Genomic DNA, 24728 nt, shown 5'->3' with positions numbered 1-24728 from the left:
CTATGGATTTCAAGATGGATCGCGACGGCAAGGGAGTGAATCCCCGGGAGCATAGGTAACTATGTGACCGGGGTGAGCGAGTGCAGCCAACAAAGAGGCAACTTGAAAGATGACGGGTATATAGTCATTATCGCTATATTATGGAAAATAATAGGAATTAATATCGATTTTATATTTCATTCTCAGTTCAATTTGATAGTTAAATCACAAGTTAAAGCTACCTAAAACAATGAATACTCAATAGAATTTCTTTAGTAACCATCCTCTCGGATTTATCATTGAACCTGAATAAAAATTCATTACAATGCAAAAAGTTTAGCTCGTGACTACAGACCTTTAACGAGCTGTCCACTCACCCCTAACCTGCCGTTTAAATATAAGAAAATACATTTATGGAAGAAAATATTTCCCGTACACCATTAAGTCCAGCTTTGATTGCACTGATCGCCATTGCCACAGGTCTGGTTGTCGCCAGCAACTACTATGCACAACCGCTACTCGATACGATTGCGTTACAATTTAATCTGACCGTCAACGAAGCGGGGTTTATTGTAACCACAGCTCAATTAAGCTATGCCGTTGGTCTAACATTCCTTGTGCCATTAGGTGATATGTTCGAACGACGCAGTTTAATTGTCTCAATGACAATATTAGCCACCATTGGATTACTGATTACCGCCACGTCGCAGAACATCTGGCAAATGTTACTAGGAACGGCAATGACGGGATTATTTTCGGTGGTCGCTCAAATACTGGTCCCGCTGGCCGCAACACTTGCTCTTCCCCATCAACGAGGAAAAGCTGTCGGTACGATTATGAGCGGTTTACTGCTTGGAATATTACTAGCAAGAACCATCTCAGGAACAATGGCAACTCTTGGTGGCTGGCGAACTGTTTTCTGGGTTGCCAGTGTCTCATTAGTGATTCTTTCTCTGACACTGTGGCGCTACCTGCCCCGTTATAAACAAGTAACCAATCTCAATTATTTCCAGTTACTTGGCTCTATTGTAAACCTTATCACTACAAGCCCGCTTCTAAGAGTACGCGCCCTACTAGGTGCACTGACATTTGCCAACTTCAGCCTGCTATGGACATCAATGGCATTCCTGCTTTCAGCACCTCCTTTTAACTATTCCGAAGGAGTCATCGGCTTATTTGGATTAGTCGGTGCTGCCGGAGCATTGATGGCAACCCAAACCGGGCAACTCGTTGATAAAGGAAAAGGCCCTCTGACCACCAGCATTTCTCTGGTGCTACTACTTCTTTCATGGATACCGATCGGCTTAGTCAAAGAATCACTAATTGGCTTTATAATTGGTGTTTTTCTCCTTGATATTGCGATTCAAGGTGTTCACGTTACAAATCAAAGTACGATATACCGCATCATGCCAGAAGCTAGAAATCGACTCACCGCCGCTTATATGACCAGCTATTTTATTGGTGGAGCCCTTGGCTCTCTGGTTTCAGGCTATGCTTACAAACATTCAGGTTGGTATGGCGTTGCCACCGCTGGCATGGCTATCTGTATAATAAGTCTAATCGTGTGGTTTTTAGGCAAAAAGTACGAACCAAAGACGTTGTAAGAAACAGATCATAGTAAAAGAATGCTTAAATAAAAACATTTATGAAACATTTGTTAGGGATGATATTTTCTATTTGGTTTCCTTTTGTTAATGTTATATAACATTCATATAACCAGATAGATTTTATGCCTTTTTCTGATACATCATCCCCCTTAGCCAGTAAAAAATCTTCTTTTACTGAAGGAATAATAGACAGTTTACCCATTGTTATCGGTTATATTCCCGTCGCCTTTGCTTTTGGTCTCAATGCTGTCAAACTTGGCTTCAACCCAATAGAAGCCATTTTCTTTTCATGCATCATCTACGCCGGTGCAAGCCAGTTCGTCATCACAGCTTTACTGAGTGCGGGTACATCATTATGGATTTCTGCCCTAACAATCATGGCAATGGATGTCCGCCATATTCTTTATGGTCCATCTTTAAGGCACCGTATCAAAGATAAGTTAACGGAGAAAAAAACCGTTATCTGGGCTTTCGGCCTGACAGATGAAGTTTTTGCCGCCGCTACTGCAAAACTCATTAAGAACCACCGGAGCTGGAGTGAAAATTGGATGGTTGCTATTGCCATCTGTTCCTGGCTGGCCTGGGTCGCAGGTACCGTAGCCGGCGCATTTCTTGGTAACGGTTATTTGGAATCCTATCCTGCTGTAGAAGCTGCCATGATTTTCATGTTACCAGCACTGTTTCTCAGTTTTCTTCTTGCTTCTTGTAGAAAGCAAAATAGTTATTGTGTTGCAACCGCACTAACCGGGGCACTTTTAGGGATTACATTTTTCTCAATTCCAATTGCTATTCTGGCAGGTATTGTCGGTGGTTGTATCGCGGCACTGTTACAACCACAAAACAATTGCAATGACTCTTCTGAACAAAAGGAAACACCATGATTGATAGCAAGATTTTGCTCATTGGACTATTTGTTGGGTTAGCTAACTTTTCATTTCGCTATCTGCCACTACGATTTGGGAAAGCACGCCAATCTGCCGGCAGGAAAAGTGGAAAAACAAGCATTATTCTTGACAGTATTGGTATTGCATCCATTTGTTCTTTACTCATTGTATCAGGTGTACCTGATGTGATGAGAGAGAGTCAAAAACTACTCCCTACCCTCATAGGTTGTCTGACCATCTGTTTAGTCTTTTACAAAACAAAGCAAATTATACTCGCAACACTATTTGGTGCGCTACTTTTTGGACTAACATTCAAAATATTTATGAATTAGGTATCAATATCAAAAGAAATATGATGATAACAAATAACTACAATTGCTAAATTTATCTTTTAATATACCATTTGGATGTTTGATAACAAAAGTTATCTTACCAGTTGAAACTAATAAGGTATCTAAATAATGGAAAGTTCGTTTACGCCTACCGAAGAATTACTGAATATTCGTGCAGCACAGCAAGCCAAATTAAATAAAGATATCCCTTATCAAGAGATCCTGTTGACTAGGTTATCAATGCACGTCCAAAGTAAATTGCTTGAAAACCGTAACAATATGCTGAAAGCTCAAGGTATCAATGAAACTTTGTTCATGGCCCTGATGATCCTTGATACTAAAGAAAGCCACAGCATCCAACCATCAGAATTAAGTGCCGCATTAGGTTCTTCCCGTACTAACGCCACGCGTATTGCTGATGAATTAGAAAAGCAGGAGTGGATTGAAAGAAAGGAAAGTCATAACGACCGCCGTTGCCTTCATCTTCATCTGACAGAACAAGGTACAAAATTTTTAAATAATTTGCTTCCACCTCAACATGAATGCCTGAGAAGACTTTGGTCATGCCTTGACCAGGAGGAACAAAAACAGTTAGAAAAGTTAATGAGAAAATTACTGGTCAGACTTGATACAATGGGCGATTGTATCAAAAAATAGCTTGTTGTTTAATCGATCAATTTTTATCCAAACAATACTTTCTTGGTTCAATTGTTCGAAAAAATTTTCCAGTTAGCCAAGATGATATTTTCTGCAAAAAGCTAACGACTATTCTTCGATAACATTGGATCCTGTGTCATTCATCTTTCCAGTAGTGATCTATACCGCTACTGGAAAGTGATCTAAAAATAGTATTACTAGAAGATAAACAACAAGCATGGGGAGTTACTATGAGTGCAGATGAGTCAATAGAAGTACAAGTGGCACAAGATCCAACCAGTAGCAAAAAAAGGCAACGCAGTCGTGCCTTAGTGTTATTAACCCTTATTTTTACCCTGCTCGGTGTTGCCTACTTTTTCTATTGGTTTCTCATTTCACGCCACCATCAAGAAACAGATAACGCCTATGTTACAGGTAATCAAGTTCAGATCATGTCGCAAGTTGCTGGCACTGTAATCACAGTTAACTTTGATAATACTGACTTTGTGAAAAGCGGTAGTATATTGGTACAGCTCGATCCCCGTGATGCAGAATTAGCATTAGAAAAAGCAAAAACAACATTAGCTAACAGCGTTCGCCAGACTCATCAACAGATAGTTAACAGCAAACAATATCAGGCTAACATCGCGCTACGCAGATCCGAATTAACTAAAGTTCAAAATGATCTTAGCCGTCGTGAAATACTTAGCGCTCAAAAAGTCATTGGTAAAGAAGAGCTACAACATGCACAGGAAGCTGTCGCCAGCGCCCGAGCTGCTCTAGATATTGCAATTGAACAATACAACGCTAATCAAGCAATTGTCCTGGATACACCTTTAGAGAAGCAACCGGCTATTGAACAAGCTGCAACGGAAGTCCGTAATGCTTGGCTAGCGTTACAACGCACGAAAATAGTCAGCCCAATCGATGGTTATGTCTCACGCCGTAGTGTACAAGTTGGTGCACAAATCAATAAAAATACTCCACTGATGGCGATAATTTCGGCAAACGATATGTGGATCGAAGCCAACTTCAAGGAGACACAAATTTCTGGTATGCGTATTGGTCAACCCGTGGAAATCACCAGCGATTTCTATGGTGGAAACAGAGTATTTAGCGGCAAAATCACTGGCCTTGATATGGGTACCGGCAGCGCTTTCTCTTTATTACCCGCTCAGAACGCCAGTGGTAATTGGATTAAGGTTGTACAACGTTTACCCGTCCGCATTGAGCTTAATCCTGGACAACTAGAAAAATACCCATTACGCATCGGCCTCTCGACTAAAGTCAGAGTAGATACTACGAATCCTGATGGACCCGTTCTGTCTGATAGAACACGCACTAAATCAGCTTATCACACCACTGCTCTGACAATAGATATGTCTCCTGCCAATAAAATAGTTAATGACATTACTAATAGTAATGCTGGAAAATAATATCGGAGGTCAAGGTGATGAGACAGCCGCTTACAGGTGCCAAACTTGCATGGATGACCATTGCGTTATCCTTGGCAACGTTCATGCAAGTGTTAGATTCTACCATTGCTAACGTAGCGATACCCACGATTTCAGGTAACTTAGGATCATCAAATTCTCAAGGGATCTGGGTAATTACCTCTTTCGGGGTTGCCAATGCGATTTCTATCCCAATTACTGGATGGCTGGCAAAACGCATCGGCGAAGTTAAGTTATTCATCTGGTCAACCGCTCTATTTTCCATAGCTTCTTGGTTATGCGGTATTTCCAACAGTCTTGGTATGCTAATCTTCTTCCGGGTTATTCAAGGATTAGTTGCGGGTCCTCTTATTCCCCTTTCACAAAGTCTACTACTGAACAATTATCCACCAGCCAAAGGAAATATGGCGTTGGCATTATGGTCAATCACGATTATCATCGCGCCAATTTTCGGCCCTATTTTGGGTGGCTACATCAGTGATAACTACCATTGGGGATGGATTTTCTTTATCAACGTTCCTGTTGGTATAGCGATTATTCTGATTACTATGCAAACGCTGAAAGGGCGTGAAACCCAAACAGAGATTAAACCTATCGACACAATAGGACTCGTGTTGTTAGTGGTCGGCGTTGGTTGTTTACAAATTATGCTAGATCAGGGGAAAGAACTGGACTGGTTTAATTCTACAGAAATTATCGTTTTGACCGTTATCGCAATCATCTCATTAGCATTTCTGGTGGTATGGGAACTGACCGATAATAGCCCAATTATTGACCTATCACTGTTTAAAGAGCGCAATTTTACCATTGGTTGCTTCTGTTTGAGCTTAGCTTATATGCTCTATTTCGGCACAATTGTGTTATTACCTCAGTTATTACAGGAAGTGTTCGGTTATACAGCAACCTGGTCAGGTCTTGCATCAGCACCGGTAGGATTGTTGCCACTAATCATTTCGCCACTGATTGGTAAATTCAGCAATAAAGCAGATATGCGCTACATAGTGACATTCAGTTTTGTTGTTTATGCCATCTGTTATTACTGGCGTGCATATACATTCGAACCAGGCATGGATTTTGCCGCAGTCGCATGGCCTCAGTTTATCCAGGGGTTTGCTATTGCCTGTTTCTTTATGCCACTCACAACCATTACCCTTTCCGGCTTGCCGGCAGAGCGAGTGGCATCTGCATCCAGTTTATCGAATTTTATTCGAACACTGGCGGGTTCAATAGGCACATCACTAACGACAACCATGTGGACCCAACGCGAGTCAATGCATCATTCCCATTTTACTGAGCATATCAATCCTTATAGTCCCGATACTCAACGGATCTATCAACAATTATCGGAATTAGGCATGAATAACCAGCAAATTTCTGCTTATCTAGCAAAAGAAGTTACCCATCAAGGACTCATAATCTCAGCCAATGAAATTTTTTGGCTTTCAGCCGGAGTATTCCTGATTTTGATTATGCTCGTCTGGCTAGCCAGGCCACCATTTACCCAAGGAAGTAAAAAAGGCATGGGCGGAGCCCACTGAATCTTAAATGGCAAAACCGGGAGCACTCCAGCTCCCGCTTTTCCTAATCAAGCTTTATTCTGTCGCCACCATTCAGCTAACAGAATGCCAGTTGCAACAGAAACGTTCAGACTTTCAACCAAACCCGACCCACCGACGAACAAACTCATATCACCATGTTCCCAAGCACTGTCACTCAAACCATCGCGTTCTTGACCAAGTACCAGAACCATTTTTTCCGGTAATTCAGCTTTAGCTAAAGCGGTACTACCTTTATGGCTGGATGTCGTAACAATGGTGTAACCCGCTTTACGAAAGTTATTCAGCGTAGTGACCAAGCTATCAGCATCAATACCTTTAATATGCTCAGCACCACCTTCTGCTGTACGAATAGCCGCGCCCGACTCCAGCAAGGCCACATCCTGCAAAATCACCCCTTGCACACCGAAATGTGCACAACTTCGCATAATCCCGCCAAGGTTATGAGGATTACCCACATCTTCAAGAGCCAAAACACAATCCTTTACTGGAGCATCTTTCAAGTAGGTCTCTGCATCCAAACCGTTGCGTTTCTTAATCAGAAAACAAACACCACCATGATGTTCAGTACCTGACACTTTTGTCAGTTCAGCCTCATCCACAACATGATAGGCTTTACGATTAGCAGCCATCCATTTCAGCGCATTGCGGAAACGTGGTGTCACTGACTCAACGAACCATGCACGAACTATCGCTTCAGAACGGTTTTTAAACATCGCCTGACAAGCATTTTCGCCATAAATCCGAGTTTCTTCCATTCGCTGACGACGGAGCTGTTCAGGATCAATCTGGCTTTTCCCACTGATACCACCATGCATTGGCGTTACAGAATCACTCTCAGGGCGTGACACTGTTTTCCAAGGCGATCTTTCACGCTCATTGGCACGCGGAGAACGGGATGTTCGCTCATTGTCCCGACGACGCTGACCCTGATCACGTCCCTTACCAGATGGACGTTTGTTATTATTACGGCTGTCATTATCGCCCTCACTGCGGACATACATCACTTTGACTTTGCCATTTTTACCACTGTATGAATCGTTCATTCGTTTCTCCAACTGCTTTATGGCGCGAAGATTACCTGATGTGCGCATCTTAAGCTACCTCTGACAACTATAATCCATTAAAATGCGCCCTTAATTTTCCTGCTTTCGGCGAGACATGCCGTACTTGCTATGGAAGGCACAATCTGGCTACCTGTTGAAACAGCCCCCCACCGAAGATATTCAAGCTACAGCTTGGTACTATTTTGCAACAAACTGGCAATTTAATTACTTCTCAGCAACTGCATCCGATAGCGTAAATCACAGCAACAATTTGCGAAATCCGCTACAGTTATCGACTAACCCCACGAATAAGGAGCCTCCTGATGAGCCAGCGCGGACTTGAAGCTTTATTACGCCCTAAATCCATTGCGGTAATTGGTGCCTCAGAAAAACCAGAACGAGCGGGTTCAGTTATGATGCGTAACTTGCTTGCAGGAGGCTTTGCCGGACCAATACTACCGATTACACCCAATAGCCGTTCTGTTCAAGGGGTTTTAGCTTACCCTTCAATAGATAAATTACCGATTACACCAGACTTGGCTGTTATTTGTACTCATCACCGCCGTAATTTGCAATGTTTAGAACAACTGGGGCAGTTGGGTTGCAAAACGGTGATTATCCTTTCTTCACCAACGTCCCAATTCGCTGAACTAAAGCAGTGCTGCCAGCACTATAGTATCCGACTACTTGGGCCAAACAGTTTAGGTGTATTAGCCCCCTGGCAAGGGCTGAATGCCAGCTTTTCTCCGGTTCCAATACTCAAAGGGAAATTGGCCTTTATTTCTCAATCGGCGGCAGTCTCAAATACGATTCTTGATTGGGCAAAACACCGGGGAGTCGGATTTTCCTACTTTATAGCATTAGGTGACAGTGTAGATATCGATATCGATCATCTGCTTGATTTTCTGGCTCGTGACAGTAAAACCAGCGCTATCCTGCTCTATCTAGAGCATATTCATGATGCCCGTCGCTTTCTTTCAGCATCTAGAAGTGCCTCCCGCAATAAACCTATTTTGGTGGTTAAAAGCGGCCGTACTAAGCGGGCACAGAAATTACTTGGTGAACAACAAAATCTGGATGCGGCTTATGATGCAGCAATTCAGCGAGCAGGGTTATTACGCGTGCAAGATACACATGAAATGTTTTCTGCTGTAGAAACGTTAAGCCATATGTCACCTTTACGGGGAGAACGGCTATTTATCGTCAGCAATGGTGCTGCTCCAGCCGCAATGGCGCTGGATGCGTTATTCCGCCGTAACGGTAAGCTCGCAATATTAGGTGAAGAGACAACAAAGGCATTAAAAACACAACTACCAGAAACTATCTCCCTACATAACCCGCTAGATTTAAAAGATGACTCCACGGTGGAACGTTATATCGCTGCGTTAAAACCGTTACTAGATAGCCACGACCATGATGCTCTGTTACTTATTCACTCTCCTAGCGCAATTGCTCCCGGTATTCAAACCGCAACCAAAGTCATTGAAACAATCCGCAAACACCCACGGGGAAAATGGCTAACTATCTTTACCAATTGGTGCGGTGAATACTCTTCACAAGAAGCCCGCCGTCTGTTCAGTGAAGCAGGTATTCCAACTTATCGCACCCCTGAAGGCGCGATTACTGCTTTCATGCACATGGTTGAATATCGCCGCAATCAGAAACAATTAACAGAAACACCCGCGCTACCAGCAAACATCACAGCTAACACAGCACGTGCCCATCAGTGCATACAACAGGCTCTGGAACAGGGAAATTCTCGTCTGGATACTCATGAAGTTCAACCTATTCTGGAAGCTTATGGTCTCAATACATTGCCAACATGGATTGCTCATAACAGTGATGAAGCAGTCAATATTGCCCAACAGATCGGTTATCCTGTTGCGTTGAAATTACGCTCGCCAGATATCCCGCATAAATCAGAAGTTCAGGGAGTGATGCTCTATTTGCGAAATGCAAATGAGGTCAAGGCTTCTGCTCAAGCGATTATCGAACGTGTCAATCAGAATTTCCCACACGCAAGAATTCAAGGACTATTAGTTCAGAGCATGGCAAACCGTGCTGGTGCACAAGAGCTACGAATTGCGGTTGAACAAGATGAAGTATTTGGCCCACTGATTATGTTAGGTGAAGGAGGTATTGAGTGGTCACAGGAAACACAAGCAGCCGTTGCGCTGCCACCTCTTAATATGGCGTTAGCGCGATATCTGGTTATTCAGGCGATTAAAAGTAGAAAAATTAAGCTCAGGGGAGCGCCTCAATCATTAGATGTACTGGCACTCAGCCGACTGTTAGTTCAGGTATCTAATCTGTTACTTGATTGCCCGCAAATTGTACGACTAGATATTCATCCATTACTGGCTTCTGGCGATGAATTCACATTATTGGATGTATCAATGGAATTATCTTCGATAGACGGTGATCCACGAACTAGATTAGCTATCCGTCCATATCCAAGCGAACTAGAAGAAACTATAAAACTCAAAGGGGGCGCAGAATGCCTGCTACGTCCGATTCTGCCAGAAGATGAACCGTTGCTGAAAGATTTTATCGGCCAGGTTACGAAAGAAGATCTCTATTACCGCTACTTTAGTGAAATCAGCGAATTCACACACGATGATCTGGCAAATATGACTCAGATTGATTACGACCGTGAAATGGCATTTGTTGCCGTACGACATCCTAAAACGACCCCAGAAATTATCGGGGTTACTCGTGCCATAGCTGACCCTGATAATGTCGAAGCAGAATTCGCTGTGCTAGTGCGTTCTGACTTAAAAGGGATCACACTTGGATATCAACTTATGACAAAACTGATTAACTATACACGAGAACATGGCATAAGCCGCCTCAACGCCATCACCATGCCAGAAAACCGTACTATGATAAAACTGGCTAAAAAACTGGGATTTACCATAGATGTTCAATTTGAGGATAGCATTGTAAACTTATCCCTTGAACTCTGAATCAACTACGTGATGAACCGCACAGACTTGCATCATTAGGCATTAGATCGTTAAATCATGCTCACAATTAGCCAGACTAATGGTATTATCGCCAGATCATTTGATTCATTGCTTTACATATACCCTATGGATTTCAAGATGGATCGCGACGGCAAGGGAGCGAATCCCCGGGAGCATAGATAACTATGTGACCGGGGTGAGTGAGTGCAGCCAACAAAGAGGCAACTTGAAAGATGACGGGTATAATAGTCTTTTAGCCATCCAACATAAGAGAAAAAGCGCACTGTGATGTTGTCTAAATTCAAACAAGCTAAACATCAACAACACCTTGCACAACTGCCTAAGCTACCTCAGTCAGTTGCTGATGTTAAAACACTTTATCAACCTGAAGTGTTCCGCAGCACCCTGCTGGAAAAAATTGCTAACGCTGAAAAACATATTTATATCATCTCCCTCTATCTGGAAAATGATGATGCAGGGAAAGATATCCTTAATGCACTTTATACAGCTAAACAACAACGCCCAGACTTGGACATTAAAGTGCTCGTTGACTGGCATCGAGCACAACGTGGACGAATTGGTGCGGCTGCAATGGTAACGAATGCCGATTGGTATTGTTCTATGGCAGAAGCTTATCCTGATGTGAAAATTCCGGTACTAGGTGTACCTGTAAATACCCGCGAAGCACTGGGTGTTTTACATTTAAAAGGTTTTATCTTTGACGATACTGTGGTTTATAGCGGAGCAAGTATTAATGATGTTTATCTCCACCAACATGATAAATACCGTTATGATCGCTACCACTTGCTTCACAATGCAAAACTTGCAGAAATAATGAAACACTTTGTTGATAATTACATTATCGCTACAGGAGCCGTACAGAAACTGGATTGTAAAAACCGTCCTCGTATTCCTGAAATTAAAAATTTGATCCGTCAATTACGTTTTTCTCTGCGGCACACTACCTATAAAATAAATAATCAGGCAACGAATGACGAACTATCTGTCACTCCACTTGCCGGTCTGGGAAAGAAAAATCTACTAAATAAAACCATTAGTCATCTGATCGCCAGCACAGAACAAAAGCTGATTATTTGCACTCCGTATTTTAATCTTCCAGCCATCATTGTCCGACGGATTGTTCATCTACTTCGTAAAGGTAAACATGTGGAAATTATTGTTGGCGATAAAACTGCCAACGATTTTTATATTCCACCGGAAGAACCATTTAAAATTATCGGTGCATTGCCCTATTTATATGAAATTAATCTGCGCCGTTTCATCAGTAGACTACAGCGTTATGTTGACAACAATCAACTGACTATCAGGTTATGGAAAGATGGTGATAATAGCTACCATCTAAAAGGTGTTTGGGTGGATAATCAATGGCAATTGATTACAGGAAATAATCTTAATCCTCGTGCCTGGGGACTGGATTTAGAAAATGCCATTCTTATCCACGATCCTCATAAAGAAATGCAGGAGCAACGTACAAAAGAACTGCACTGTATCCGTACTTATACTACGGTTGTCAGTGATTATCAGGAATTGGACAGCATCCAGCTTTACCCAGTCAAAGTACGTAAACTTATCCGCCGCTTACGTCGCATCCGGGTAGACAAACTGATTAGTCGTATTCTTTAATTGAATCGATAAAGCGAATTATCTTTTCTAAATCAAATCTCCTGATATTGAATAATCGCGGGAGATTTTTACCATCTAACTTTAATTTGATAAATCTCAACTTTGTTTAAATAATAGTAATATTCAAAAGTACGTAAATCTAGATTTATAGATTAAAAAAATATAAAACAACCAATTCTGTTAACACTCTATTTTCAACAAAAAATTAATCGAATTACAATCCTCAAATATTCTATTTTGAAATGTTATTTCTCTGCTCGGAATATCTTATTAATCATATACCGATTTAAAGTTTAATATATATAATTCCTTTTCCCAATTTCATTCATTTATATACCCAATGGATTTCAAGATGGATCGCGACGGCAAGGGAGTGAATCCCCGGGAGCATAGATAACGATGTGACCGGGGTGAGCGAGTGCAGCCAACAAAAAGGCAACTTGAAAGATGACGGGTATATAACGCGCGTCACTAATTATGCCTGGGGTAAAATAGAATTTTATTAAAACCTCAGGCATAAAAACACCTATTTTATCACCACAAGTAAATTTTAAATTAAAAATAAACCATTTAAAAATATATCGAAATAATATCGATTAATTACAAATTAAATAAATAAATTCATTAAAACAGAAAATAACTCAATTTATTTAACCATATTAAATCCGTTCATTTTATTTATATTAGCTAATAATTAAACCCAAAATTAAATATATAAAAACATTAAGTTAATTTAAATAAAAAACCTATTTAAACCCCTAATAAAAAGATATTAAAAAACATTCTTTCATCTAACAATATAAACAGAAAACCAAGAATTTTTAATTACCATTACAGATGAAAATATATATTAAACTCTTTTTAAATCAATAAGATACCCAATAAATATGGGCATCTTATTGGTAATTTTAAACGAGTTCTGTCATCACTAATTTCGCTATTTCGAAATAGATAATCAGCCCTGTACCATCAATAAACGTGGCAATAAAAGGAGCAGATACAACAGCCGGATCAACAGATAGCCTTTTCAATACCATTGGAATAATGGAAGAAACAATGGCACTCCAGAGGGTGATTGCAATGATGGCCAAACTAACAGCAATCGTCACTTCAATACCGACACCTAATACCCAGGCACGGATAAGCGCGGCAAAACCTATCGTTATTGCAACTAAAAATGAAGTGGAAATCTCTTTACGTAACACAGCCCATAGATTACGCAAACTCACTTCCCCCAATGCCATTGCTCTGACCAAAGTTGAGGTAATTTGCGTCCCGCTGTTGCCCCCCGTTCCTATTAATAACGGAATGAAAAATGCGAGAGAGATTACCGCTTCCAATTGATCTTCAAATGCTTTAAGCACAGCACCGGTATAAGCTTCTGCAACGAATAGTAATAATAACCACCCGACACGCTTACGCCATAATGTTATTGGGCTGGTACTAAGATAAGGCCGCTCCAGAGGTAAAGTTGCCCCCTGCAAATGAGCATCCAACGTATTTTCATCTTCAACCAACTCAGCAATATCCTGTGATCGTAGTACCCCAACCAATTTGCCAAAATGAGTAACCGGGACACTATCCATACCACTGTGATTTATCAAATTATAAACATCATGACGCGACTGTTCCGGTGATACGGAAAAATAGCTTTGCCTCATAATATCTGACACAAATAAATCATCGGCTACAGTGAATAACACTTTCACCGGTAATATGCCATTAAGATAGCCTTCAGCATCAATAACATATAGGTAAGTTGGGATCTGCTCACCTTCAAGCTGATCAATCAAATGACTTTTTACCGACAAAACAGAATCAGCAACAGATACAGAAATGAAACATTGGCTCATATATGCGCTGACCGTTGTCTCTTCATTTTTCAATCGATGTTTCCGCTGCTGATCAGCATTTATTTCATTAATAGAATGATTAGCAATCGCTAATGCATCCATTTTTTCATGGGATGTGACTTTCATGATGTTGGTCCCTATTACTGTTGTGAACTTCAAACAGCACTCACATAGGGGCGAAACCAGATGAGAGAATGCAACGACTATCTCTACGTCTCGGTTTTAGCACTATACAACGTATCCTGAGTTATCAGAAAGTTACATGGGGATATACCTTGGTTCGATATATCCTGTCCTAATCTTGGGCGTCTCTCGACGTCGTCAGATCAGCAACCTGTGTTTGTATAGGAGCCTCGCCTAACGAGATACTGCACTTAGAATGCGGCGCACATTGTAAACAAGAGTCGTAATAATTCAAAATTGAAAGTTAGTTTGTTTAATTTTCATTTAAGTTTTATTTAAGTTTTATTTAAGTTTCATTTAAGTTTATGATGATAATAAAAAAACGGCATAAATTTCCACCTCTCGCCGTTTAATGAGAATAATCCTATGAAGGAGTTATTCATTTTTTGATCTCTTAGACTCAATTTTTTCAACTTCAGCAATCAATTGGTCAGCCGTTTTACCATCCAGCAATTTATAAAACTTTTGTTTCGATTCTTTCATGTCATTATTAGAACCTGATTTAACCAAATCATTAAAATCGATACTATTAAACATAGCCGATTGAATTGATTCATCAAACTTCACTTTTTTATCATCAGGTAGCCTATCTCTTACTTTTTCAATGGATGCTTTCAACGCGATTTCATTAGAAGCATCCATTTTAGGTTGGCTATCACAGCCAGCTAATACACATCCTAATAAACAAATTACTAACAATCTTTTCATATTCATCACCACAGAATATTAAACAAGGGAATAATAACAGAAGCAGAAACAATAAACCGTTTATACCCGTTATCTTTCAAGTTGCCTCTTTGTTGGCTGCACTCACTCAGCCCAATCACATCGTTATCTATGCTCCCGGGGATTCGCTCCCTTGCCGTCGCGATCCATCTTGAAATCCATAGGGTATATAATTAGCCAAATTGATAAAAAATAGCAAATAAAATGAAATTTCTCATCATGTTATTCCAGAATAATTATCTTTGTGGTTAGCAGCTACGATGCCAAAATCCGATCATTTGTTATTTCTTCGACAACATAAAAAACGACTTTCTGCCAAATCGACCAAATGCTTAAAACACCCAATCAACCGACAACATGACAGATCCAGATACGATCACAGTAACTGCCGATATTCAGACCAATAATGTAGTTGGAACCATCATCTTACTGGAAAAAGCGGGTATCCCGGTTATCTTTGCTAAATTCCTGCCTCCGAAATTATTTGAAGATATCGATCCACAAGCTGACAGCCTATATCTGCATAAAACTTTTACCTCCCTTGATGGTAACGGGGTATTCTGGGTTACAGCAAAATAATATTGCCTTTCAATCCGTTGGTATATTCCAACAGATATTTAATCGCACCCTTTACTTATAATTTCTGTTCGTTAATATACCTAATATTTTATATAACACGCTAATAGACATCTATTATTTTGTAATCTACTATAGTTGATGCCAAAAAAAATATAAAACATGACAAGGTAAATTCGGTTAAGTAATAAATATAAAACACAAATATATTCACATAATGAAACTATACCCTATGGATTTCAAGATGTATCGCGACGGCAAGGGAGCGAATCCCCGGGAGCATAGATAACTATGTGACCGAGGTGAGTGAGTGCAGCCAACAAAGAGGCAACTTGAAAGATGACGGGTATATAGACAAGGTACAGAAACCAGATTATATGGATGATCTGCGAGGAATCATTCGCTCTTTACTAACAAAAATGAAAAATAAAATAATCCAACGAAATAGATTCTTTATGTAACTATTCTTAAACCAAAGTACTCGGAGTATGTTAATGAAACGATTACATGATATTGAGAAAGAGATGTTGCCCGTTGAATCCTACAAAATGCTTATTGGTGGGCAATGGGTAGATAGTGTATCCAAAGCAACGACCAAAAGTTATAACCCGGCGACAGGAGAACTATTGGCTGAATATGCATCCGGTAATGCTGAAGATGTCGATCTTGCTGTCAGCGCTGCAAAACAAGCCTTCCACGCCTGGAGTCAAACCTCCGCAATCGAAAGACAATCAGCTTTGCTGAAAATTGCTGACTTACTAGAAGCAGAACAAGAACGTTTTGCCATCCTTGAATCACTGGATACTGGCAAACCATTACATGAATCCCTGAATATGGATCTACCCGCCAGCATTGACCAGTTCCGCTATTTTGCGGGGGTGATCCGTTCCCATACCGATGAAGCTTCAGTTCTGGATACCAATACACTTAGCTTGGTGATCCGTGAACCCATTGGTGTTGTCGGACAGGTAATTCCCTGGAATTTCCCACTACTGATGGCAGCATGGAAACTGGCTCCTGCTCTTGCAGCGGGCAATACCATTGTTATTAATCCGGCAACACTGACATCAATCACTCTGCTTGAATTGGGCAGAATATTGGATAAAGTCCTGCCAGCCGGGGTGGTTAACATTGTTACAGGTCGTGGTTCAGTCGTTGGTCAAGCCATTCTGGATCATGAAGATGTCGAAAAAGTGGCATTCACTGGTTCCACCAGAGTAGGTTATACCGTGGCCGAAGCCGCAGCCAAAAAGCTGATCCCTGCAACACTGGAGCTTGGTGGTAAATCAGCCAATATTATCTTCCCTGATGCCAATATGAAAAAAGCAGTAAAATATGCGGCCAGAGCTATTTTGCTGAATCAGGGTCAAGCGTGTGAATCAGGCTCCCGGTTGTTCCTGCATAAAGATATTCATGATGAATTCCTCAAATCGCTGAAAGCAGAATTCGAATCCATCCAGGTTGGTGATCCATTGGAAAAAGAAACTCAGATGGGAAGCCAAGTCAGCCAGGAACAAATGGAAAAAATTCTCGGATACGTGGAAATTGCGAAAGAAGAGGGTGCAACCATTTTCACGGGTGGTAAACGCATTACTGGAAAAGGTTATGACGATGGTTTCTTTATTCAACCAACCATCATTACCGATGTCACTAATGACATGCGAGTCGCACGCGAAGAGATTTTTGGCCCTGTATTGGCCGTCATACCATTCAGCGAAGAAGAAGACGTCATCAGAATGGCAAATGATTCTGATTATGGCCTGGCTGGTGCTGTCTGGACACAAGATATCGACCGAGCACTACGCGTAGCTAAAGCTGTCAGAACCGGCCGTATGTGGATTAACACTTACCATGAACTGCCAGCTCACGCCCCATTTGGTGGCTACAAAAAATCAGGCATTGGCAGAGAAACACACAAAATGATGTTGGATGCTTACACTCAGGTCAAAAACATCTATATCAAAACCAGTGAAGAATAATCTCAATCAGTGATGAGAAAAGCCTTCCAAACGGAAGGCTTTTATTCAAATTTTTTCTTTAATATCAACACTATCTGCATTCACATCTTTAATATGTTCTTTCGTCAGCCGATAAACAACTGGGCTTAACAATGCTAATGCAATCAGGTTCGGTATTGCCATCATCGCATTCAATGTATCCGCCAATAACCAGACAAAATCCAATGACTGAGTAGCACCTACCATCAAAGCAATAATCCATACTACACGGAAAGGCGTAATGGCTTTTTGCCCAAATAGATACTGAGTACATTTTTCACCGTAGAAACTCCAGCCAAGAATTGTGGTAAAGGCAAATATTACCAGAGCGCCCACGACAATATAGTTGCCACCAGGAATCGCCATAGCGAAAGAAGTCGCTGTCAGTGTCGCACCTGTCTGACCGTTCAACCAACCACCAGTAATGACGATAGTTAAGCCAGTGATGGAGCAAACAATAATAGTATCGATGAAAGTACCTAGCATAGCGATCAACCCCTGGCGAATCGGGTTTTGAGTTTTAGCTGTTGCATGAGCAATCGGCGCGCTTCCCAATCCCGCTTCATTAGAGAAAATGCCACGAGCTACACCAAAACGAATTGCCGCCCACACTGCTGCGCCCGCAAAGCCACCTTGCGCCGCAACAGGTGTAAATGCAGATTTAACAATCAGAACAAATGCAGCGGGAATTTCACTGAAATTTATCCCCAGAACAATAATCCCGGCAGCAAGATAGGCAACCGTCATAAATGGCACTAATTTACCTGCTACATCAGCAATACGTTTAATACCCCCGATAAGCACTGCACCAACTAGAATTGCCAATACGACGGCCGTTACCATGGTAGAAACGCCAAAGTTACTTTGCAGCACATCAGCAACAGAATTCGCCTGTACGGTATTACCGATACCGAAACAAGCAATACTGCCAAATACCGCAAACAACGTCCCCAACCAGGCCCACTTTTTACCTAAACCGTTTTTTATGTAATACATGGGGCCACCAACATAGTGACCGTTTTTGTCAACCTCACGGAAACGGACTGCCAGTACTGCCTCTGAATATTTGGTTGCCATGCCCACTAATGCAGTTATCCACATCCAAAACAGTGCGCCTGGCCCACCCAATACAACTGCGGTAGCCACGCCAGCGATATTACCCGTTCCTATGGTGGCAGAAAGCGCAGTCATCAGTGCGTTAAATGGCGATATCTGCCCTTCTCCCCGCTGATGGTTACGCTCAAATAGTAATTTAAAACCCGTTCCCAATTTACGTATAGGCAGAAAAGAGAGGCGGAGCTGCATGAACAACCCAACCCCCAAAAGACCGATCATCATCGGTACTCCCAATACTACCCCGTTAATAGCACTCAGCCATTCTGTGATTAATCCCATATATTCCCTCGGATGTTTCATAACAAAATAACAACATATTCGCAGCAACTTAATAAAGAATATTTATAGAAAATATGCGAGAAAAAATTTCGTAAAAATGGAAAAAGATTTGATACTTGTGAGTGATATCACTTGATAGAATTTTAAGATTAGAATGTTCAAAAATTTATCACGCCCAATACATTAAAAAATATTTAGGTATAAACCGCTCCCTTAATCAAAATAACTTACTAGAATATTTAATTACTTAAACTAATAAAAACAAAACATTATTCTTTATACTCCGATTTTTATCAATTAATGAACTGATTAATATTATTTTTAAAAGCAATTTTTTAAGAAATAAATCATTGAGTATAAATTATCAGCGATTTTTCTGAGAATATCTTACTCGCTCTACCTATCATGTTTTTCCTTTTAAACAAACCACTATCCGAACTGACTCATTATTAAGAAACATATCAAAGAAAATAAGAGCGCATTGATAAAATTTCTCCGGCCTCATAAGCCGGAGAAAAGGCGATCAATCCTTATACCTTATACCTTATAACTGTATTGATAATATCCGCTAGAATCATAATAGAGACCAGACTTATTCTCTACCGCGTTTAGCAACACACCTTTAATATGAATGCCATTTTGCCTAAATCGGCGAATAGTAACATTAACTTCTTTAACCCTTGTTTTATGATAACGTGCAATTAACAATGAAGTTCCTGCATATCTCCCAATAATCGCAGCATCAGTTACAGCCAAAATAGGAGGAGTATCTACCAAGACATAATCATAATGCTCTTCTGCCCAAGATAATAATTCTTTAAGTCTATTATGCATAAGTAATTCTGACGGGTTTGGCGGAATAGCACCTCGATTGACAAAATCAAGCTCAGTAAGATACGTTCTGGTAATAATCCCTTTTAACTGATGTTGACCAGACAAATATTCAGAAAGCCCCATAGATTGAGGACTTTCCAAGATTTTATGTAAACGACCTCTTCTCATATCTGCATCGATTAAAAGCACGCGTTTATTACTTAATGCCAATACAGCGGCAAGATTTACTGAAATAAAAGACTTTCCTAATTCAGGAGCAGAACCTGAAAGAAGAATAATTTTGTTTGCAGATTCCATCATTGAAAAATGCAAGGTTGTTCTAAGGCTACGCAATGCTTCAATAGCTAAATCAGTGGGATCTTGAATAGCTAATAACCGCAATTTCTGACAATGAGTTTGCTTTTTCTGTTGTTGATCAAGTTTGATCTGAGTCTCAGATAGTGGAATAGTAGCGTAAACGGAAACACCGATTTCTTCCAATTGTTCGGGGCTTTCGATGCCTTTACGAAACATGACTCGTATGCAAATCAACCCAGCCGACAATATAAATCCCAATACCATCATCGATGCAATAATCAATAACTTCTTCGGTTTTACCGCTGAGCTTTCTACAATAGCTTCATCGATAATACGCACATTACCCACTGTCCCCGCTTTCACGATATTCAACTCTTGCTGTTTATTGAGTAACTGCACATAAATTTCTTGGTCAACTTGAACATCTCTGGTCAAACGTAAAATTTCCTGCTGTGTTTTAGGTAACCGTTTGATTGATTGATTCAGCCCCTTTTTGGTCTCAACCAAAGTCTTACGTTTATCAAGCAACGCAACATAAGCGGGATGTTGTTTGGTATACAACTGCTGTAATTCAGCTTCTTTGAAAGTCAATTCATTAATCTGTTTCTCAATTTGGACCAATGTCTCCAGAGCCGATTTTGCTTCAAGTGATAAATCGATAGATTCATTCGCTTGACGATATTGATTAAGCAATTCTTCAGAACGATTGAGCTCAATTTTAACTTTAGGCAAATGATTTTTTAAGAAATTAAGGCTACTTTCAGCCTCTTCCATCTTTCTTATCACATTTTGTTGCAAGTAATTTTTACCAATACTATCCAGTATCAATTTTATTCTTGCACGATCATCACCTTCTATTTCAAGCAAGATAATACCGGTATTATTACCTTTTTCTTTTACCCGCAAAGCTTGTTGCAGCCCGCGAATAACACCCAATTGTCCCCGTTTAACCAACGTGAAACTTTGCCCTGGAGCAGCTGAAATATTTGAGATAAGCAAATTTATACCATCGGTATCAAATACTTTGTTCACTTGTCCGTGGAAAACCTGATCGTCAAAAAACAACCGATAATTTTCTGCATTGTCAACATATATTTTTATCCCTTTATTAATATATTCAGGTGATATTGTAAAATGTTTAATAACAATATCAGGCTTTGGTATACCACGAAGACGGGCAATGCCCTTACCTATCACAGGAAAATAATCCGCTGTAACCTGAACATCCAAATTTAGCTCCTTTACTGTCTTTCCTAATATCATTCGGGAAGTTAATAACTCCAATTCTGCCGATATATCTGACGGTTTCCCAGAAAACATATCCGACATGTCGCCAATTAAAGTCAATGCACTACTTCTCTTTTCAACCTGCAATAAAGCATTTGCCTTGTATATCGGAGTCACAATCAGGGAATAACAAAGGCCAATAACGGTGAACAATAGGGTAATTCCACCAATCACCCAGCGATAATCGAATAAGGCACTAAGAAGACGGCCTAAATCAATTTCATCACTATCCGTATGAGTGTGACTTGATTTATCTGATGTAGTCATAAAAAGCCTATAATTACTTTATTGATAAGTAATGAAGAACAGCAAACCCATAATATAAAAATACTTATACCCGTCATCTTTCAAATTGCCTCTTTGTTGGCTGCACTCACTCACCCCGGTCTCATAGTTATCTATGCTCCCGGGGATTCGTTCCCTTGCCGTCGCGATGCATCTTGAAATCCATAGGGTATATAAGTTATAATTTTCCTAACCAACTATTAGCACTATTAAATAATAACTGATACACATATTCATAAACCTCGATATCAGACTTATAAGGATCGGGGATTACCATTTCATTTAACCAATGACCTAAAAGCATTGTTTTCCCCCTTGCCCCTAGATTTATCCTATTTACAGCCTCAATATGTTTTTTTTCCATAACCAAGATCAAACTTGACTTCTGGCATAATTCACTGGTTAGTTGGCGTGCTATATGCCCTTCTAAGGATAATCCATGTCTAGCCGCAACCCTACTTGAGAATTCATTTGCAGGTTTACCAATTAAAGCCGATATTCCCGCAGAATAAATCTCTTTCTGAGGAAATAGTTGCCGCAATAAACGCTCTCCTGTTGGCGATCGACAGATATTGCCCACACAAACAATCAGAATAGAATTGAACATTAATTCGGCCACTTACGAATCCATTTAGTTGTTTCAGTCAGGCTATTAATGCTTGATATCGTTGGCACCAACTGATTGATAACCCGATTCCAGCGAACGACTGGCGCACTAGTAACATAGACAATATCATAAGGTTGCAAATTAAACTCAGTTCCCAGGACTAACGCCGTCGCATCCTTAGCATTGAGCTGATAAATATTGGCTATTTTCCCCTTATTATCAGGCTCATTACGCAGCGAGCGGATAACAAAGATGCCATTAGCATCACTTGATAATTGATCTATACCTTCAGCATTACCCAATGCTTCGGTCAACGTCATTCCACTGCGATCCATACGTAGAGTGGTTTGTTTTCTGACTTCCCCCATAACAAACACTTTCAAATCATCATTACGAGGAATGTATAAGATATCGCCAGAATAGAGCAGACGATTTTGCTTCAGATCACCATTTTGCATCAAATCTTGAAGAGAAATAATCGTTTCTTTTCCCTTATGAGTCAAAATGATCCTCCTCCAGTCAGCATTTTCGGTTAAGCCGCCAGCATGGTTAATCGCATCAATAATAGTTAAAGGAACGTTAGTGATAGGTTGTTGGGCAGACCTGGCAACTTCACCTGTTACATAGGCTTTTTGTGAACGAAAAGCAGCAATATTGACATCAACTTGAGGTGATTCGATGTACTTCGATAACTTATCCGTAATTATCGTACGCACCTGAGTGACCGTTTTTCCTTTCACATGAAGTTTACCAACATAGGGATAAAAAATCGTCCCATCAGAATGCACCCAGTTACCCGTATCACTAGCACTACGATATTGTCCTGCCGGTATTGTCAATTCAGGATGATCCCAAACAGTAACCATAATGACATCCCCCACACCAATACGGTATTCATACTGTTGTAATTCTTTATCTAATTCAGGATTAGGACGAGCAATAGCAGAATTCACTCGTAAATTTTCAATTAATTTTGGTGTTACCGGATAAACATTTACCAAATTATTAATATCATAGTTACTATCATCATCATTGATTATTTCTTTATTATAAACAGTAAGGCCACTCCCAGGTATAACAGTACAACCACCTAATAGCATAGAACCGAACAATGCCAGAACTATAATTAATTCCTTAATATTCATAAGAAATTTATCCTTAAAAAATAATAAACAAAAAAGAATACAGAAAATAGTATTAATTATAATCTCCCTAACAAAACTAGATTATAATATAATAAGATATAATATAATATAAAGATTTTGCTTAAGAGCCGCAAGATTCCAGGCTACTGGTCATATCACTTGGTAAAAACAATAGAAATCAACTTAATAGCTTTGAAAAATTCAGACCATTAAATAATAGGTAGTAAATTCATTAATTATTCTATTATTTAATATATTTTATAAGGTATTATTACAAACAGAAAGTAAGAACAGACCTATCAAATAAAGGATAGTTAGGATAGTTAGGATATTTATCAGAATTTATCGAAACCAAATACATACTCTCGATGACATTGTGCAGAAAACACATACCTACTTACATCAAATCCGTGTTCATATCATCGACTTTGGTGCTTGAAATGGTGACAAAAATAAAAAAACAAACAATCAATTTATCAAACAATCCCAATTATAAAACCCTAAATTTAGTCATATTATAAATAATAGCTTGGTAGTATCGGATATTTTTAGATTGTTTTAACTTTAAAAATCACCACTTTGTACTTTTCACGTTTATCAACTACCATTACCGGTTGTTTTATATAGCAGTAGAAGATCTGAGAATTGGACATATTCCACAAAAACTTTATCAACTGGGATTACCATGAAAAAATCTACTATACTAAGAATCGCCAGGCCAACTGACAATTTAACTCAAGTTGCTGAAATGTACTGCCGAGGTTTAGGATTTATTCTCCTAGAGCAATTCGAAAATCATGAAAATTTTGATGGCATCATTCTAGGGCATCCAAATCATCTCTGGCATCTCGAATTTACGCATCATCGTGGCACAACAGTAGGAAGATCCCCCACACAGGACAATTTATTGGCCTTCTATATACCAGACCATTCAGAATGGTTAGATCAGATATCATTAATGGAAAACGCTGACTTTATTGCAGTCCCCTCTTACAACCCATATTGGGATATTGAAGGTAAAACATTTGAAGATATTGATGGTTATCGGGTTGTATTACAAAACACAGTATTCCTTGTTTGATTATTAATCGATCTTAAGCATACTTGCCCTAATAACCAACCCACACCTACGTTGTTTTACATTACGCAATAACATTATCAAAACTCAGCTATTGACACTGAGTTTTGATATATTCTTGCAAGTATTTCGTTTGCTGTTCATTTTCAACAATCATTCTTCGGAGATCGAAATAATCTTGTTCAGTTGCCGGGTTAAGTCTTGGGGTGGCTGCATGGCCCACGCTGCCGGAGGAGCCGGTTTGGCCTTGATGACAGGTGGCCGCGATGCGCAACCGGCGATGACCAGCGGCAACATCATTGCGCAGAACATCAATTTCAGATTTGGCATTAGCAAGTTCCTTTGTATGCTGATTATCCAG

Annotated in this window: 22 protein-coding genes and 1 riboswitch; of the genes, 14 read left to right on the top strand and 8 right to left on the bottom strand. The window is 40.0% G+C overall.

The genetic code is table 11. From position 1 onward, the window contains the following. The first annotated feature begins 63 nt into the window (after nucleotides 1–63). The 7 genes from LGZ98_RS09080 to emrB all read left to right on the top strand — a co-directional run bounded on the left by LGZ98_RS09080 (nucleotide 64) and on the right by emrB (nucleotide 6430). Nucleotides 64–225 carry a hypothetical protein gene (locus LGZ98_RS09080; protein WP_158536469.1) on the top strand — a complete coding sequence of 54 codons (162 nt, stop codon included), beginning with the start codon at nucleotides 64–66 and terminating at the stop codon, nucleotides 223–225. Between the two features lie 167 nt (nucleotides 226–392). Further along, entirely contained in the window at nucleotides 393–1583 is a 1191-nt protein-coding gene (locus LGZ98_RS09075) for an MFS transporter (protein ID WP_113040908.1), read from the top strand. 125 nt (nucleotides 1584–1708) lie between these two features. Beyond that, nucleotides 1709–2467 (top strand): AzlC family ABC transporter permease, encoded by a 759-nt coding sequence (locus LGZ98_RS09070; RefSeq protein ID WP_113040907.1) that lies wholly within the window; start codon nucleotides 1709–1711, stop codon nucleotides 2465–2467. Continuing rightward, nucleotides 2464–2802, top strand: coding sequence for an L-valine transporter subunit YgaH (gene ygaH / locus LGZ98_RS09065; RefSeq protein WP_113040906.1), 339 nt, complete (start codon nucleotides 2464–2466; stop codon nucleotides 2800–2802). The genes LGZ98_RS09070 and ygaH overlap by 4 nt, the downstream gene beginning before the upstream one ends. A 129-nt stretch (nucleotides 2803–2931) precedes the next feature. Beyond that, nucleotides 2932–3459 carry a transcriptional repressor MprA gene (gene mprA / locus LGZ98_RS09060; protein ID WP_112878058.1) on the top strand — a complete coding sequence of 176 codons (528 nt, stop codon included), beginning with the start codon at nucleotides 2932–2934 and terminating at the stop codon, nucleotides 3457–3459. A gap of 230 nt (nucleotides 3460–3689) precedes the next feature. After that, entirely contained in the window at nucleotides 3690–4874 is a 1185-nt protein-coding gene (gene emrA / locus LGZ98_RS09055) for a multidrug efflux MFS transporter periplasmic adaptor subunit EmrA (RefSeq protein ID WP_113040905.1), read from the top strand. Nucleotides 4875–4891: 17 nt separating this feature from the next. After that, a complete protein-coding gene (gene emrB, locus LGZ98_RS09050; protein WP_390904662.1) occupies nucleotides 4892–6430 on the top strand; it encodes a multidrug efflux MFS transporter permease subunit EmrB in 1539 nt (512 codons plus the stop codon). Between the two features lie 47 nt (nucleotides 6431–6477). On the opposite strand, the gene LGZ98_RS09045 is transcribed toward emrB, so the two are convergent. After that, nucleotides 6478–7494: a tRNA/rRNA methyltransferase gene (locus LGZ98_RS09045; protein WP_262977993.1), complete on the bottom strand. Its 1017-nt coding sequence runs from the start codon at nucleotides 7492–7494 to the stop codon at nucleotides 6478–6480. A gap of 323 nt (nucleotides 7495–7817) precedes the next feature. Between LGZ98_RS09045 and LGZ98_RS09040 the strand changes: the two genes are divergently transcribed. The 3 genes from LGZ98_RS09040 (at nucleotide 7818) to pssA (ending at nucleotide 12104) form a co-directional block, all read left to right on the top strand. Then, nucleotides 7818–10460, top strand: coding sequence for a bifunctional acetate--CoA ligase family protein/GNAT family N-acetyltransferase (locus LGZ98_RS09040; protein ID WP_262977992.1), 2643 nt, complete (start codon nucleotides 7818–7820; stop codon nucleotides 10458–10460). 79 nt (nucleotides 10461–10539) lie between these two features. Continuing rightward, on the top strand, nucleotides 10540–10749 hold the full coding sequence (locus LGZ98_RS09035) for a hypothetical protein (RefSeq protein ID WP_262977991.1): 210 nt from the start codon (nucleotides 10540–10542) through the stop codon (nucleotides 10747–10749). Next, nucleotides 10749–12104, top strand: a complete 1356-nt coding sequence (gene pssA, locus LGZ98_RS09030; protein WP_191214699.1) for a CDP-diacylglycerol--serine O-phosphatidyltransferase — start codon at nucleotides 10749–10751, stop codon at nucleotides 12102–12104. Before LGZ98_RS09035 ends, pssA begins: the two co-directional genes overlap by 1 nt. Nucleotides 12105–13012: 908 nt before the next feature. Here pssA and LGZ98_RS09025 read toward each other — a convergent pair. Both LGZ98_RS09025 and LGZ98_RS09020 read right to left on the bottom strand, forming a co-directional pair. Next, nucleotides 13013–14083 carry a magnesium transporter gene (locus LGZ98_RS09025; RefSeq protein WP_113040902.1) on the bottom strand — a complete coding sequence of 357 codons (1071 nt, stop codon included), beginning with the start codon at nucleotides 14081–14083 and terminating at the stop codon, nucleotides 13013–13015. Nucleotides 14084–14157: 74 nt separating this feature from the next. Further along, a riboswitch (M-box (ykoK) riboswitch) is annotated at nucleotides 14158–14329 on the bottom strand. A 186-nt stretch (nucleotides 14330–14515) separates the two neighbouring features. Further along, entirely contained in the window at nucleotides 14516–14848 is a 333-nt protein-coding gene (locus tag LGZ98_RS09020) for a DUF6694 family lipoprotein (protein WP_113040901.1), read from the bottom strand. Between the two features lie 375 nt (nucleotides 14849–15223). Here LGZ98_RS09020 and LGZ98_RS24230 point away from each other — a divergent pair, with 375 nt between their 5' ends. The 3 genes from LGZ98_RS24230 (at nucleotide 15224) to LGZ98_RS09005 (ending at nucleotide 17421) form a co-directional block, all read left to right on the top strand. Next, the gene (locus LGZ98_RS24230) at nucleotides 15224–15445 is read left to right on the top strand and encodes a hypothetical protein (RefSeq protein ID WP_387488908.1); all 222 of its coding nucleotides are present in this window, start codon (nucleotides 15224–15226) and stop codon (nucleotides 15443–15445) included. 290 nt (nucleotides 15446–15735) lie between these two features. Next, entirely contained in the window at nucleotides 15736–15903 is a 168-nt protein-coding gene (locus LGZ98_RS09010) for a hypothetical protein (RefSeq protein WP_158536468.1), read from the top strand. A gap of 33 nt (nucleotides 15904–15936) precedes the next feature. After that, complete coding sequence (locus tag LGZ98_RS09005; protein WP_113040900.1) at nucleotides 15937–17421, top strand: aldehyde dehydrogenase family protein; 1485 nt, start codon at nucleotides 15937–15939, stop codon at nucleotides 17419–17421. 45 nt (nucleotides 17422–17466) lie between these two features. Here the strand turns inward: LGZ98_RS09005 and LGZ98_RS09000 are convergent, their stop codons facing one another. The 4 genes from LGZ98_RS09000 to LGZ98_RS08985 all read right to left on the bottom strand — a co-directional run bounded on the left by LGZ98_RS09000 (nucleotide 17467) and on the right by LGZ98_RS08985 (nucleotide 23289). Beyond that, nucleotides 17467–18834 (bottom strand): alanine/glycine:cation symporter family protein, encoded by a 1368-nt coding sequence (locus LGZ98_RS09000; RefSeq protein ID WP_113040899.1) that lies wholly within the window; start codon nucleotides 18832–18834, stop codon nucleotides 17467–17469. 537 nt (nucleotides 18835–19371) lie between these two features. Then, entirely contained in the window at nucleotides 19372–21519 is a 2148-nt protein-coding gene (locus LGZ98_RS08995; RefSeq protein ID WP_228903060.1) for a polysaccharide biosynthesis tyrosine autokinase, read from the bottom strand. A gap of 196 nt (nucleotides 21520–21715) precedes the next feature. Next, complete coding sequence (locus tag LGZ98_RS08990; RefSeq protein WP_112879068.1) at nucleotides 21716–22144, bottom strand: arsenate reductase/protein-tyrosine-phosphatase family protein; 429 nt, start codon at nucleotides 22142–22144, stop codon at nucleotides 21716–21718. Next, entirely contained in the window at nucleotides 22144–23289 is a 1146-nt protein-coding gene (locus tag LGZ98_RS08985; protein ID WP_262977990.1) for a polysaccharide export protein, read from the bottom strand. Before LGZ98_RS08985 ends, LGZ98_RS08990 begins: the two co-directional genes overlap by 1 nt. 685 nt (nucleotides 23290–23974) lie before the next feature. Between LGZ98_RS08985 and LGZ98_RS08980 the strand changes: the two genes are divergently transcribed. Further along, nucleotides 23975–24370, top strand: a complete 396-nt coding sequence (locus tag LGZ98_RS08980) for a VOC family protein (RefSeq protein ID WP_113040896.1) — start codon at nucleotides 23975–23977, stop codon at nucleotides 24368–24370. An 88-nt stretch (nucleotides 24371–24458) separates the two neighbouring features. Here the strand turns inward: LGZ98_RS08980 and LGZ98_RS08975 are convergent. Continuing rightward, a partial coding sequence (locus LGZ98_RS08975) for a lysis protein (protein WP_262977989.1) occupies nucleotides 24459–24728 on the bottom strand: 270 nt, incomplete at its 5' end.

Origin of the sequence: Photorhabdus kayaii (assembly GCF_025384895.1) — a bacterium.
Taxonomy (GTDB): Bacteria; Pseudomonadota; Gammaproteobacteria; order Enterobacterales; family Enterobacteriaceae; genus Photorhabdus; species Photorhabdus kayaii.
This window is presented reverse-complemented; position numbering and strand designations above follow the sequence as displayed.

What these genes read in the sequence shown, in the direction of transcription:
- LGZ98_RS09035 (WP_262977991.1), top strand. Translation starts at nt 10,540, where the DNA reads ATGGTATTATCGCCAGATCATTTGATTCATTGCTTTACATATACCCTA.
- LGZ98_RS09075 (WP_113040908.1), top strand. Translation starts at nt 393, where the DNA reads ATGGAAGAAAATATTTCCCGTACACCATTAAGTCCAGCTTTGATTGCA.
- LGZ98_RS24230 (WP_387488908.1), top strand. Translation starts at nt 15,224, where the DNA reads ATGACAGATCCAGATACGATCACAGTAACTGCCGATATTCAGACCAAT.
- emrB (WP_390904662.1), top strand. Translation starts at nt 4,892, where the DNA reads ATGAGACAGCCGCTTACAGGTGCCAAACTTGCATGGATGACCATTGCG.
- LGZ98_RS08990 (WP_112879068.1), bottom strand. Translation starts at nt 22,144, where the DNA reads ATGTTCAATTCTATTCTGATTGTTTGTGTGGGCAATATCTGTCGATCG.
- LGZ98_RS09020 (WP_113040901.1), bottom strand. Translation starts at nt 14,848, where the DNA reads ATGAAAAGATTGTTAGTAATTTGTTTATTAGGATGTGTATTAGCTGGC.
- LGZ98_RS09045 (WP_262977993.1), bottom strand. Translation starts at nt 7,494, where the DNA reads ATGAACGATTCATACAGTGGTAAAAATGGCAAAGTCAAAGTGATGTAT.
- emrA (WP_113040905.1), top strand. Translation starts at nt 3,690, where the DNA reads ATGAGTGCAGATGAGTCAATAGAAGTACAAGTGGCACAAGATCCAACC.
- LGZ98_RS09000 (WP_113040899.1), bottom strand. Translation starts at nt 18,834, where the DNA reads ATGGGATTAATCACAGAATGGCTGAGTGCTATTAACGGGGTAGTATTG.
- ygaH (WP_113040906.1), top strand. Translation starts at nt 2,464, where the DNA reads ATGATTGATAGCAAGATTTTGCTCATTGGACTATTTGTTGGGTTAGCT.
- LGZ98_RS09005 (WP_113040900.1), top strand. Translation starts at nt 15,937, where the DNA reads ATGAAACGATTACATGATATTGAGAAAGAGATGTTGCCCGTTGAATCC.
- LGZ98_RS09025 (WP_113040902.1), bottom strand. Translation starts at nt 14,083, where the DNA reads ATGAAAGTCACATCCCATGAAAAAATGGATGCATTAGCGATTGCTAAT.
- LGZ98_RS08985 (WP_262977990.1), bottom strand. Translation starts at nt 23,289, where the DNA reads ATGAATATTAAGGAATTAATTATAGTTCTGGCATTGTTCGGTTCTATG.
- LGZ98_RS09070 (WP_113040907.1), top strand. Translation starts at nt 1,709, where the DNA reads ATGCCTTTTTCTGATACATCATCCCCCTTAGCCAGTAAAAAATCTTCT.
- pssA (WP_191214699.1), top strand. Translation starts at nt 10,749, where the DNA reads ATGTTGTCTAAATTCAAACAAGCTAAACATCAACAACACCTTGCACAA.
- mprA (WP_112878058.1), top strand. Translation starts at nt 2,932, where the DNA reads ATGGAAAGTTCGTTTACGCCTACCGAAGAATTACTGAATATTCGTGCA.
- LGZ98_RS08995 (WP_228903060.1), bottom strand. Translation starts at nt 21,519, where the DNA reads ATGACTACATCAGATAAATCAAGTCACACTCATACGGATAGTGATGAA.
- LGZ98_RS09040 (WP_262977992.1), top strand. Translation starts at nt 7,818, where the DNA reads ATGAGCCAGCGCGGACTTGAAGCTTTATTACGCCCTAAATCCATTGCG.
- LGZ98_RS08980 (WP_113040896.1), top strand. Translation starts at nt 23,975, where the DNA reads ATGAAAAAATCTACTATACTAAGAATCGCCAGGCCAACTGACAATTTA.